This is a genomic window from Brevundimonas sp. TWP2-3-4b1 (assembly GCF_049897665.1).
Lineage (GTDB): Bacteria > Pseudomonadota > Alphaproteobacteria > Caulobacterales > Caulobacteraceae > Brevundimonas > Brevundimonas subvibrioides_B.
Genome location: NZ_JAFCWQ010000005.1, coordinates 74251 through 86940 on the forward strand (window position 1 = coordinate 74251; position 12690 = coordinate 86940).

Consider the following 12690-nt stretch of genomic DNA (forward strand, 5'->3'; position numbering starts at 1 on the left):
TGACGTCGCGGCGACGAACAGCCAAAAAAATGACCGGCGCGTCAGGGCTGTGACGCGCCGGTCAGGCTCTCAGGAGACGATTAGTAGCGGAATCGGGCGCCGATGAAGAACTGACGTCCGGTGCGGCTGAAGACCGACTGGTCGCGGCGCTCCTGGCCGTTCCAGAAGTCCGTCGCCTGATCCGTCAGGTTGAGGGCGTCGAAGGTGACTGCGAGACGTTCGTTGACGTTGTAGGTCGCCGAGGCGTCGAAGTTCAGGTTTTCGTAGGAACCGCCGGAGTCAGCCAGTCCCGCCCGCAGGGGCACGAACCGTAGATACTCGCTGCGATACGCGGCCGAGATGCGAGCCGAGAAGCGCTCATCCTCGTAGTAGATCGTCCCGTTGAACGAGTCCGGCGACACGTTGATCAACGGAGCCGACAATGTGGGGCCCGTCGGCGACGGGCTGAGCAGATAGGTGATCTCGGACTCAATGTGCGTATAGTTCAGCAGCATGCCGGTGTTGGCCAGGAGGCCTGGCAGGAAGGTGAAGGGCTGCTGGTAGGAGATCTCCAGGCCGGTCAGCTCACCGCCCGGCGTGTTCTCGAACGTCGTCAGGGTCACCGCGGTGCCAGGATTCTGACCCGTCGGGAACAGAAGAGATGGCAGGCCTGAATCAGCGATGGTGGTCTGGGCCGTCACCTGTTGGGTGAAGCTGGCGATGTCCTTATAAAAGACCGCTCCGGACAGGATGGCACCTTGGCCGAAATACCATTCGATGCTGGCGTCTAGGTTCGTCGCGCGGATCGGATCCAGATCAGGGTTGCCGACCGTCGCCGTGAACGGCTCGGCGGCGCTGACTGAGCCACCCGGCGTCAACTGGGGCAGGGCCGGGCGGGACATGACCTTGGCGGCGCCGAAGCGGGCGATCAGGTCCGGCGTGATCTCGAGCGACAGGTTCAGGGCGGGCAGGACATCATCGTACTCGCGCGAGGCGTTGACGAGGGTCGTGCCGACGAAGCCGCTCGATTCCTGTTCCGTCTTCGCATAGCGGACGCCTACGTTGCCACGCAGCGTCATGTCGGTGAATACCGGAAAGTCGAAGTCCAGCTGGATGTAGGGGGTGATACTCCGCTCACTGACGTTCCGGTTGTCGGCGGCCGAACCGCCGCCGGGCCCCGTTCGGAAGTCGCCGAAGGCGTTCACGCAGTTGCACAGGACGTCGAATAGGTCGGAGATGGCCATGATGTCGGGAACGACGAAGGAGGTCATGGACCCGGGCGACAAGTCCAGACGGTCGCCGAAGCCGGTGACCAGGTTGCTGATGTCCGCAATGGTCGTGCCGGCGGGAAGCGTTGGTACCAGGGTCGTCGCTACGATCCGCCGCTGGCTCTCCGATTCGAATTTGAACTCCTTGATGGCCGCACCGAACTTGAGGGTAAAGCTGTCGGTCAGGTCGTAGCGAACGTCAGCCTTGAGATTCTCGAACGTATTTTCGACCGTCTGCGAGATCAGGCGGATGTCTGAATAACCATTGTAGAAGGACCAACTGTTGGGGTCGGCCGCGTTAAAGCCGAAGTCGACCCGGGGCGACTGCCGGCTGTCGCGCGAGTCATAGGTGAAGCCGTCGCTGTCGAACCGGTCCAGCGACATCAGCCGGAAGTCTGGGTTATCGAAGAAGGAATCGGATCGCCCGTACAGCACGTTCAACTGACCGCGGTCACCCAGGTTCTGGCGCAGGCCGATCGAAGCCTGCCAGAACTCGGTGGTCGACTGGTCATAGGTGCTGGTGGTGCGGAAGTCGGTGTCGTCGAACCGCATGAAGCGGACGAGACCATTCTCGTCAATCTCGACCTCGCGGATCTTCATGTTTGGACGGCCCGACCGCTGTAAGGGCGTCAGGGTCACACCCGGAAGCGATGCGCCGGCGTTGCCCCGGTTCAGACTGATCGGGTTAGTGGCCTGATCCTGCTTGGTCTGGTCAAAGCGGGAATAGGCAAGATCGACATTGAACAGGGTGTCGGGGTTTGGCTCAAACTGGAAGGCGGCGGTAACCCCCAGACGTTCCTGCTCATTCAGGAAGCGGCCGTAACCCGGCAGGCGCGGCAGGAAGATGTTCGGCTGGTTAATCGCGTTGTAGGCCGCGGGCGTGGAACCGGGGACAGCGCCGGGCGCGGGCATGCATTGGGGGGTGAACGACGCGGTGCCGACGCTGGGGTTCACCGGTCTAACCGAGGACCCGGGCACGACGGGGCAGAAGCCCTGAAGGACGTCGGAGAAGTCGGCGCCGGCGTTGGCGCCGGTGTTGGAATAGGCTTCTTCCACCACGTCGCGAGTGCTGTAGGCAAACGAAACCAGCGCCCCGAACTTGTCGTCCATCCAGGTGTTGCTGATCAGGCCCGTAAGGCGCGGCGCGAAAGTCTCACCGTTCTCGTAATAGGCAGCGGTCGCGCCGAACACGCCCTGAAGGCCCCGCTTGTCGAATGGGCGACCGGTCTGCAGGTCGATCGTGGCACCCAGGGACCCCTCGTCCACCTCAGCCGACTGGGTCTTGCGAACGGTTAGGGACGAGAACAGTTCGGACGCGAAGATGCTGTAGTCGAAGCCGCGTCCGCGATTGATGTTCGAGCCCAAGGTCGAACCGGTCGTGGTGGACAGCGCCTCCAGACCGTTCAGCCGCGTGCGCGAGAAATCACCGCCCAGGCCGCGGACCGTCAGACCCCGGCCCTCGCCGCCATCTCGTTCGATGGCCACGCCCGGCACCCGTTGCAGCGATTCCGCCAGGTTGGCGTCCGGGAAGTCCGCCAGATCTTCGGCGCTGATGACGTCGATGATCTCGTTCGATTGACGCTTACGTTCGATCGCGTTCTGCAGACTGCCGCGGAAGCCGGTGACGATGACCTCGTCGACTACGGTCCCGTCGTCCTGCGGGCTCGGAGCGGTCTGGGCGTGCGCGCCAGAAACGGCCAGTATTCCGACGGTTAGAGCGGCCAGGGAAACCCCAGCGCGCATGACGAGCCTCGAGCGGACAGCGTTGTTCATGATATTTTCCTCCGAGATGCCGCTTGCGGCATCGCCCCAGTAAGTGCGGCCTTATTCGACCGTCACGGCTTGATTGTTCTACTTTAGCTATCTGATATTGTTTGTTTTCTCTGGCCAGGTGCGGCCGTCTGTTACTCGCCGTTCTCCGGCACAGGCACGATGACGAGCGACAGGCGCTGCCCATCTGTCATCATTCCTGACTGAAGCAGGACGCGGCTGCCATCGGGGCTGAAGCTCGGATGGGCGTGGTCAGGCCGCATCCGGTGGCCGCCCGTCAACAGAGTCCGCTGACCGGTCCGGCGGTCGATCAGATGCACGTTGCCGTCGAAATCGTCGCCCGCAGCCCACCGGCGGTCATAGGTGACCGCATTGTGCCAATACCCGCCGGTGTTGGTCTCATCCTGGGGGATGTTGGGGCTTTCGAGGTATTGCAGTTCGCTGCGGGTCACGGTCGCGCTGTCGGTCTGCCCCAGGTTCTCGACCGTGCCGTCGATCGTCGACACCACCATGATCCCGGAAGGCCGCTGGCGCAGCTCGCGAGTGTGGCCCATCAGGTTGAAGATGACATGGTCCGCGTCAGCGAACTGTTCGTGGGTCACCCAGTCGCCGGGCTGCTCGACATAGAGCGGGCGGTTGTTGGAACCGTCGCCGTTGACGATCCACATCCGCTGGGGCGCGTCGCCGCCGGTCTCGTGGCAGTACATTATCTCGCCGGGCTTGATCGGATTGGCTTGGATATGGCCGATGCGGAAAGGGGTGCGGACCACTTCACGGACTGCGCCGGTCGCGATATCGACCGCCCGGATGCCACTTGGGACTTGGGGCACCAGGGCACCCGGTGCGCGGGGCGGCGGCATGGTCGAATCGAAGCTGACGTATGCGGTCCTCTCGTCGGCATCAAGCCCGAAACCGCTGCTAATGCTGCCGTCGTCCGGCATGGTCGCGACGACCCGATCATAGCCCTGGGGCTTGATGGCACCCGCCGCCGAATCCGCGAGCAGGGCCGCCAGATCTATCTCGATCAGTTGCGCGGCCTCGTCGTCGCCAGGACGACGCATGTAATAGACCTTGTTGCTCAGTCGCGCGACGTTCAGCCCGCCCGTGTTGACGCCAAGGCTGTCGGTGATCTGGGTAATGACGCCGGTGATCTCATTGACCACGAAGGCCTGAGGCGAGTCGACACCAGCCCTATCTGACGACCGGAAAACGATATGGTTCCCGTCCATCGACCACTGCTGGTGCGTGGGGTAAATCTTGGAGTCTCTATACGCACCTGAGGTCAAGACCGTCAGCGAGCGACCAGTGACGCGGTCAACCACCATCTGCATCTCGGAGGGGAAACGACGTCCTACGTCCGATGCCTCCGCCGCCCCGCAGACCATCGCTAAGCCGAACGCGACGATGCCCAGTACCCGTATACGCATGGAACCCTCTCCTCTTGCTTTCGTCGACAACCGGCCAAGGCTTGGATCATCGAACTCGACGCGAAATCTCGTGCGATCCAGACGATCGGAGTTTTTCGGTCGGGCGGAGGCGCGGGCTCGCACGGACGCACAACCTCGCGCGCAGCTCCAATGTCTCCTCCCAACCCATGCGTCTGCGCGCATTTCCGATGCGACCTGCGTCGACACCGTCATGAGCTTTCCACCAAGTTTTGGTAAAGTCAAATGGTAGCACACTATCCCGTATTGTGGGATCTTGGCGCTCTATTTGTGGAATTAGTTGGTTTTCGGCACGCCGGGACAGGGCCATGGCGACCCGCATGTCCGCAGCCGAAGGGAAGGGATCGCCAAACGCCTCACCAGATCCAGCCAGAGCGCTGGCCGAGGCGTGGCCCAGCAGGACGCAGAAGGGTCCGAGCGACTGCATCCGCACGAACTACAGCCCAGAGCGCACTCCGCCGTCCAGCATATATCCTCCGCTGGGCTGGCCACTCGGTCCACGATGGCCGGCAATGCACTAGCCGTCGACTAGGCTACGCCCAGTTGGCGGCTGCCGTCGTCGGGATGCAGAATGCCCTTGAACCAGAATAGCCCCTGGACCGCGTCCCTCACCGCAGCGATCGGACAGGCCGAGACCGTCGGCAGACAGAACGGGACATTCGCCCGCGCGGCTTGGCACTCCCCGCGTCGCGCATTCACCCCGGCCAGGCTTGTGGGACGCAGGCACACCGCAATCGAGACCGTCTGGCAGAACAGCGAAGTCGGGAGATCGCCCGCCGACCCGTCCTTGGACAGATACACTTATCATATAGTGACATGTCAGAGCAGTATATGGCACAATCTGCAGACAGGAGGCTGAGCGCAGCCTAGGCAATCCAAACCCGTCGAGGAGGACGCTCATGAGATCCTGGCTTATCCACCCCGCGGCGGGGGCCATCGCCGTCTCCCTGTTGAGCGCAATGCCCGTGTTGGCCCAGAGCGAGCGGGCTCCGCGGCAGCAAGAAGCCCTCGATCGAGGCACGGTGGCGGCTGCGGCCGTCGGAAGGGGCATTCTGGTCAGCTGGCGCCTGCGAACGGAAGACGCAGCGGATACCGCGTTCGACATCTACCGGAACGGTCAGAAGGTGAACGGCGAGCCATTGGTGGCCAGCACCAGTTTCGCTGATCCCGATGGGACCGCTGGCGATCTTTACGAGGTTCGCGCGCTCGCGGGTCCTTCCGTCAGCGGGGCCGACACGACCGCAATAGCAGGAGGATATCTGTCCATTCCGCTGCAACGCCCCGCGGGCGGCTCGACCCCGACCGGCGAGGCCTTCACCTACAACGCGAACGATGGAAGCGTCGGCGACCTGGACGGCGACGGGCGCTTCGAGATTGTCGTGAAATGGGACCCGACGACCTCCAAGGACAACGCGTTCTCTGGCTATTCCGGTCCGGTCCTGCTGGATGCCTACACGCTTGACGGACTGAGGTTGTGGCGGATCGATCTGGGGCCGAACATCCGGGCCGGAGCGCACTACACCCAGTTCCTGGTGTTCGATTTCGACGGAGACGGACGCGCCGAAGTGGCGGCAAAGACCGGAGACGGTACGATAGACGGACAGGGCGGCATCGTCGGCGACCGTAACGCGGATTGGCGCGAGCATGGCGGAGAGGCGCCCCAGGCCGACCGGACCGGAGCCGCCCTTCGGCCCGACGGCACCCGCTATGCCGACCTGACGGGTCGCATCCTGAGGGGACCCGAGTATCTGACTGTATTCGAGGGCACGACGGGCAGAGCCCTCGCCACCGAGGCCTTTACCCCGTCACGACACCCCGACACCGAAACTCCAGACGCCGCGCAGCTGGCGGAACGCTGGGGTGACGGCTACGGCAACCGGTCGGACCGGTATCTGGCGGGCGTGGCCTATCTGGACGGGGCGCGTCCCAGCATCGTAATGGCGCGCGGCTACTATGCCCGCACGACGGTTGCCGCCTGGGATTGGCGGGACGGTCGGTTGAGCCAGCGCTGGCTGTTCGATACCGGCTCGCCCGACGACGCCTTCTCGGGCCAGGGCAACCACCAGCTGAGCGTGGCTGATGTCGACGAGGATGGTCGCGACGAGATCGTCTATGGCTCCATGGCCATCGACGACAATGGCACCGGATTGTGGACCGCGCGCCTGTTTCACGGCGACGCCCTGCACCTGTCGGATCTCGACCCGTCGAGGCCGGGCCTCGAGAGATTCGGGGTGCACGAAAGTCCTGGCCGAAACGGCGGCATCGGCGCGGCCATGCTGGACGCACGAACCGGCGCGGTCCTTTGGAGCACACCGGCGGACTCGGACATCGGCCGCGGCGTCTCCTTCGACATCGATCCGCGCCACCTCGGGGCGGAAGCCTGGGCCGCCAACTCCGACACCCTTTATGACGTGAAGGGGCAGCCCATCGGCAGACGCCCGCGGCAGATGAATTTCGGCATCTGGTGGGACGGCGATCTGCTGCGTGAACTGCTGGACGGCACGACCATCTCGAAGTGGAACTGGGAAGCGGAAGAAGCGACGCCCTTGCTGACCGCGACGGGAGCCGCCTCCAATAACGGGACCAAGTCGAACCCCGTGCTTTCGGCCGACATCCTGGGCGACTGGCGCGAGGAGGTGATCTTGCGGGCGGAGGACAACTCCGAACTCCGCATCTATGTGACGCCTCATACGACGGACGTCCGCATGGTCACGCTCATGAGTGATCCGGTCTATCGCCTCGCGGTCGCGTGGCAGAACACGGCCTACAACCAGCCGCCTCACACAGGCTTCTATCTCGGCGAGGGCATGACGGCGCAGACGCGGTGAAAAGGCTGGGCCTGGGGCTGTCTGTCATGGTCGGATTGTTCGTCGCGACCTCCGCGACGGCTCAGAAACGATTCGACTTCGCGACCGACGTTGATCGGCCCGGGTGGCAGCGCGTCGCGCCCGATACGGCTTATGCCGACGCGATCGGATACGGCTTTGAGCCAGATGGCGGCGATGGCGCGCTGTTCTCCGTGGCCATCGCGGAGGGCGACTATCGCGTCACCGTCTGGCCGGCCTCATCGGCGCCGCTGACCGTCTGGGCCGAGACTCGCCGGTTGATGCGCCGGGCGACGAACGCTCCCGTCCAGTTCACGGTCAATGTCCGGCAACCGGGTCTGCAACCCGTTCCTGCCAACGCCCCGGGAGGTTCGGCGGTGCGCCTGAATGCGCGGGAACAGGGCTCCAGATCCTGGGACGACCGATTGACCCTGGGGTTCCACGGCCCGGTGGCCCGGATCGAAATCGAACCCGTTACGGCGACGCGTCTGATCCTGCTAGGCGACTCGACCGTGGCGGATCAGGCTGGCGGCGACTACGCCAGTTGGGGGCAGATGCTGCCCCGGTTTCTCGACGACGGCGTCTCCGTCGCCAACCACGCGGAGTCCGGAGAGACGCTAAAGTCCTTCCTGACCGGGCTGCGCCTGGACAAGGCGCTGAGCCAGCTCAGACCGGGCGACGTCGTCCTGATCCAGTTCGGGCACAACGACTCAAAGGCTCAGTGGCCACAGACCTATGCCGAGGCAGGCACGACCTTTCGAGCCTATCTTCGAGTGTACCTCGAGGAGGTTCGCCGGCGCGGCGGCAGTCCAGTGCTCGTCACCTCGCCGCACCGGCGCACCTTCGGCGCGGACGGCCGGATCACGAACAGCCACGGGGGCTATCCGGATGCAGTCCGGGCCGTCGCGCGCGAGCAGTCGGTGCCGCTGATCGATCTGACCATGGCCAGCGCCCGCCTTTATGAGGCCTTGGGGGCCGAGCGCGCGCGTCTTGCCTTCGCCAACGAGGGGAACGACGCGACACATCACAATGCCTATGGAGCCTACATCCTGGCGGCCGTGATAGCCGAGGGGCTGCGCGACCTCGACGATCCGATCGCGGGACATGTGACGACGGACCTGCACCTCCTGGATCTCGACAACCCGCCGCCGCCAGAGCAATTCGATGTGAGGCTGATCCCCGCGCGTCCGATCGAGAGTCCCTCAGGTTCATGAGAGTCCGTCCTCCGCTCGAGCCGTCCTCGCCCGTCCGAGCCATCGGCCGCCGTCTGGTCCTGGCCGTTCTTGTCGCGGCCTGCGGGTTCCCGGTCGCTGCTCGCCAGGTCGAAACCGCATCACCGGCCTATGTCCTGACGGCCTTCCGGAACGGCGACGCCCGGACGATGAGCGTCTACGGATCAGACGACGCCGCGTCCTTCATGCCGCTCGCGCTGGCGGCCTATAGCCCACCCGGCGGGCTGATCCGCGATCCCAGCATTATCCAGACATCCGACGGCTGGTACCGCGTGGTCTACACCACCGACTGGAGCAGCACCGAGATCGGCTTCGCGCGCAGTCGTGATCTGACACATTGGGAGTTCGAGCGGAATCTGAGGCTGCCGATCGTCGGCCTCACCAATGCCTGGGCACCCGAGTGGTTCGTTGACGAGGACGGCAGCACGCTCATCATAGTGTCCCTGTCGCACAACGGCACGGAGGGACCGTTTCAGCCGCATCTGATGACGGCTACGGATCAGGCCCTGACTCAATGGAGCGCCCCGCGGCCCATGCCGGGCCTGGGTCCAAACGCCATTTACACCTTCGTGGTGAGGCAGGGCGACAGCTATCAGGCCTTCGTCAAGAACGAGACGACGAAGTTCATCGAACGAGCCGCCGCCCCTGCGCTCGAAGGCCCCTGGACCATCGTCGGCAGCGGCGACTGGGCGGGCTGGGGATCGTGGAACGAGGGCCCGGCCCTCGTCCGTCGACTGGACGGCGGGTGGCGGATCTATTTCGATCAGTATGTCGAGAAACGCTACTGGCACAGCGACAGCGACGACCTGATCCATTGGACGCCGCGCACCGAACTGGCCGGGCTGTCGGGGGTGGTGCGTCACTTCACGGTCCTGCAGCAGCAGCCGTCTCCGATATCGCCATGAGGCGGTTTCCGACATTGTTCGGCCTGCTAAGCGCGATGACGGCGATGGCGATGACCAGCTGCGCGACTCCTGACGTCAATACGGTGCGAACGGCAGGGCTCCGATTGGTCCCCGGGACCCTGTTGCACAGCGACGACTTCCGCGCCGGCCTGTCGCAATGGGCCGTCGAACTCGAACGCGGCGGACGCGTCGAGGCCGAAGACGGTACCCTGGACATCGATGTGCCCGCCGGAGCGACCATCTGGTTTCGCACCGAATTGCGGGGTCCGGTCATGATCGAATACCAGGCCGAATTGGTCGATCGGGGTGGTCCGCACGATCGCGTCAGCGATCTCAACGCCTTCTGGATGGCGTCCGACCCCCACCGGCCGGACGGCAGGCCCTACGCTCGCAGTGGAGCTCTGGTCGACTACGATACGCTGCTGACCTATTACGTGGGCCAGGGCGGAAATGGGAACACGACTACGCGCATGCGGCGCTACTTGGGCGAGGCGGGCAACCGATTCCTTCTGCCGGAACATGATCGCTCCGACCTTGCGAGCCTGCTTCAACCCAGCCAGATCCAGACCCTTCGATTCATCGCGGCCGGTTCGATCGTCCAGTATTGGCGAGACGGCATCCTGATTTTCGAGATGGACGATACCCTCCCTATCGACGCGGCTGGTTCGCGGTGCGCACAACACAGAGTCATTTGCGAATCCGGAACTTTCGTGTGTTCGACCTGGCGGCACGATGACCGCTGCCAGAATTTTCTGCGTCCGCGATTTCGGGGCCATCGGAGATGGCCTAGCCCTGGATACAGCTGCGATCAACGCGGCGATCGAGGCGGCTGAGAGAGCCGGAGGCGGCCGCGTCGTGCTGCCGGCCGGGCGCTATCTCAGCTTTTCGATCAGGCTCAGAAGTCGGATCACGCTGGAACTTGGCGAGGGCGCGGTTCTCGAGGCGGCCGACCCCGCACGGCACGACGGCCAATACGATGCGCCCGAGCCCAACGCCCATGACGCCTACCAGGACTTTGGCCACAGCCACTGGCACAACAGCCTGATCTGGGGCGAAGGCGTGCACGACGTCGCCCTGATCGGTCCGGGCATGATCCAGGGTCTGGGCCTCACGCGGGAAGGTCCGGGGGCCCCCTGGTCACGCGATCATGTCGGAGATCGACCGCTGAGCATGGGGCCTGCCGAGGTATTGTCGGCCGCTGCGCTGACGGCCGAACAAGCGGCCATGAGCGGTCAGGGCAACAAGGCTGTCGCCCTGAAGAATGCGCGCAATGTCGTGATTCGAGATCTCACCGTCCTGAAGGGTGGCCATTTCGCATTCCTCCTCACCGGGGTCGACGGGCTGTTGATGGACGGCCTGCGGATAGACACTGACAGGGATGGCATCGACCTCGATTGCGTGCGGGACGCGCGACTGTCGAACCTCCGGGTAAATACGCCCAATGACGACGCCATCGTGCTCAAGACGTCCTTCGCCCTGGGCGAAAGACGATCGACGGAGCGGATCCGGATCACGGGCTGCCGCGTGTCCGGGTTCGACATGGGGACCATGCTGGATGGGACATGCGGTCGGACCCAGGACCTGTCGCCGGACCTCGATCGCGTCACCGGGCGCATAAAGCTGGGAACCGAGTCGAACGGCGACTTCCGCGACATCGAGATCGCCGACTGCCTGTTCGAACGTTCGCGCGGCGTAGCGATAGAGACGGTCGATGGCGGCGTGATCGAGGACATCATCGTGCGCGACATCGTCATGCGCGAGGTGACCACGGCACCGATCTTCCTGCGCCTCGGCGACCGTCGTCGGGGTCCGGAAGGCACGACCGTGGGGGCCATGCGCCGCATCACGATCCGCAACCTGGTCGCGACCGGCATTGACCCCCGCTACGCAGCGACACTGGCAGGCTTGCCGGCTCATCCGATCGAGGATGTCGGGCTGAGCGACATCCACCTGACCTATGGCGGTGGTGGAACGGCGACGGACGCAGGGAGGACGGTCCCGGAACTGCCGCACGCCTATCCCGAGCCCAGCATGTTCGGCGTCAGCCCCGCGCATGGCCTGTTCGCCCGCCACGTCCGTGGGCTCACGCTGGAGAACGTGGTCTTCGCGACGGAAACGCCGGACGCGCGCCCCGACATCATGCTCGACGACGTCGACTAGGGTCCCGGGGCCCGAAGATGGAAGACCGGGGCCAGGTTGACCTGGACCGGCACATTGTCCGGGCCGGCCTGCATGATGTCGGCCATCATCGCCCACCAGCGCTGCATGACGTCCGTGCCGGGAAGATCGGCCAGGGTGTGATCGACCCGTCGCGTCATGACGGCGAACAGGTGATCACTCTCCGGGTCCAGGAAGATCCGGTAGTCAATCACGCCCGCCGTGAGCAGCGCCTGCGAGAGCTCTGGCCAGATGTCGTCATGGCGACGGCGATACGTCTCGGCCTGGCCCGGGTTCATATTCATGCGGAATGCGACGGTCTCGGTGACGGGCGCGCTCATTGCAGGTTCACGAAGGCACCGCCATCGACCAGCAAGGCCGCGCCGGTGACGTAACGCGCCATGTCGGAGGCCAGGAAGACGATGGGGCCGGCCAGGTCATCCGGTTCGCCAAGACGTCCCAGCGGAATCCGTCCCGCCATGTATTCGCGCTTCGCGGGATCGGCCAGATCTTCACGGTTGATGTCGGTCTCTATCGTGCCGGGCAGGACCGAGTTGCAGCGGATCCCATGCGGCCCCAAAGCAATGGCGCAGGACTGCATCAGCGAATGCACCCCTGCCTTGGTCGGGGTGTAATGGGTCTGCATGCCGCCGCCGACCAAAGCGCTGATCGAGCTGACAGCGATCAGGGCACCGCCGCGCCCCTGATCCACCATCTGTTTTGCGGCCGCCTGGGACATATAGTAGGCCCCGTGCAGATTGACCCGCATCGTCCGTTCCAGCACCTCGGGCGGCATGTCCAGAAAGCTGTGGAATGGGCAGATGCCGGCATTGCTGACGAAGACATCCACCTTCCCGAACGCCTTGACCGCCGCCTGGACGAAGATCGGGGCCTGGTCCGGGTCGGAGACGTCGCCCTTCACCGCGATGGCGCGTCGCCCCATGGCCTCGATCTCGGCCACCGCGCGCTCGGCACCGTTCTGGTCATTGAGATAGTTGATCGCGACGTCGGCCCCGTGTCGGGCACATCCCAGGGCGGCGGCGCGGCCAATGCCGCCCGACGCCCCGGTGATCAGAACGGTCTTGCCTTCCAGCAACATGGAGCCTCCG

General features: G+C 64.5%; 10 protein-coding genes. 5 read left to right on the plus strand and 5 right to left on the minus strand.

Annotated features, from left to right (window positions below; all coding sequences use genetic code 11):
* Nucleotides 1-80 precede the first annotated feature (80 nt).
* From ACP7A5_RS05770 to ACP7A5_RS05780, 3 genes are all read right to left on the minus strand, one after another.
* Complete coding sequence (locus ACP7A5_RS05770; RefSeq protein ID WP_426041012.1) at nucleotides 81-3020, minus strand: TonB-dependent receptor; 2940 nt, start codon at nucleotides 3018-3020, stop codon at nucleotides 81-83.
* A 131-nt stretch (nucleotides 3021-3151) separates the two neighbouring features.
* Entirely contained in the window at nucleotides 3152-4567 is a 1416-nt protein-coding gene (locus ACP7A5_RS05775) for an oligogalacturonate lyase family protein (RefSeq protein WP_426041013.1), read from the minus strand.
* Between the two features lie 423 nt (nucleotides 4568-4990).
* Nucleotides 4991-5263, minus strand: coding sequence for an alpha-hydroxy-acid oxidizing protein (locus ACP7A5_RS05780; RefSeq protein WP_426041014.1), 273 nt, complete (start codon nucleotides 5261-5263; stop codon nucleotides 4991-4993).
* Nucleotides 5264-5361: 98 nt separating this feature from the next.
* On the opposite strand from ACP7A5_RS05780, the gene ACP7A5_RS05785 reads away from it, so the two are divergent.
* The 5 genes from ACP7A5_RS05785 to ACP7A5_RS05805 are packed head-to-tail and all read left to right on the plus strand — an operon-like array spanning nucleotide 5362 to nucleotide 11584.
* Complete coding sequence (locus ACP7A5_RS05785) at nucleotides 5362-7290, plus strand: rhamnogalacturonan lyase (protein WP_426041015.1); 1929 nt, start codon at nucleotides 5362-5364, stop codon at nucleotides 7288-7290.
* A gap of 26 nt (nucleotides 7291-7316) precedes the next feature.
* A complete protein-coding gene (locus ACP7A5_RS05790) occupies nucleotides 7317-8501 on the plus strand; it encodes a rhamnogalacturonan acetylesterase (RefSeq protein WP_426041016.1) in 1185 nt (394 codons plus the stop codon).
* Complete coding sequence (locus ACP7A5_RS05795; protein WP_426041017.1) at nucleotides 8498-9424, plus strand: glycoside hydrolase family 43 protein; 927 nt, start codon at nucleotides 8498-8500, stop codon at nucleotides 9422-9424. Before ACP7A5_RS05790 ends, ACP7A5_RS05795 begins: the two co-directional genes overlap by 4 nt.
* Nucleotides 9421-10257: a DUF6250 domain-containing protein gene (locus ACP7A5_RS05800; protein ID WP_426041018.1), complete on the plus strand. Its 837-nt coding sequence runs from the start codon at nucleotides 9421-9423 to the stop codon at nucleotides 10255-10257. Before ACP7A5_RS05795 ends, ACP7A5_RS05800 begins: the two co-directional genes overlap by 4 nt.
* Complete coding sequence (locus tag ACP7A5_RS05805; protein WP_426041019.1) at nucleotides 10157-11584, plus strand: rhamnogalacturonidase; 1428 nt, start codon at nucleotides 10157-10159, stop codon at nucleotides 11582-11584. Before ACP7A5_RS05800 ends, ACP7A5_RS05805 begins: the two co-directional genes overlap by 101 nt.
* On the opposite strand, the gene ACP7A5_RS05810 is transcribed toward ACP7A5_RS05805, so the two are convergent.
* Complete coding sequence (locus tag ACP7A5_RS05810; protein ID WP_426041020.1) at nucleotides 11581-11922, minus strand: L-rhamnose mutarotase; 342 nt, start codon at nucleotides 11920-11922, stop codon at nucleotides 11581-11583. The genes ACP7A5_RS05805 and ACP7A5_RS05810 overlap by 4 nt on opposite strands.
* Nucleotides 11919-12680 carry an SDR family NAD(P)-dependent oxidoreductase gene (locus tag ACP7A5_RS05815; protein ID WP_426041021.1) on the minus strand — a complete coding sequence of 254 codons (762 nt, stop codon included), beginning with the start codon at nucleotides 12678-12680 and terminating at the stop codon, nucleotides 11919-11921. Before ACP7A5_RS05815 ends, ACP7A5_RS05810 begins: the two co-directional genes overlap by 4 nt.
* Nucleotides 12681-12690: the final 10 nt, after the last annotated feature.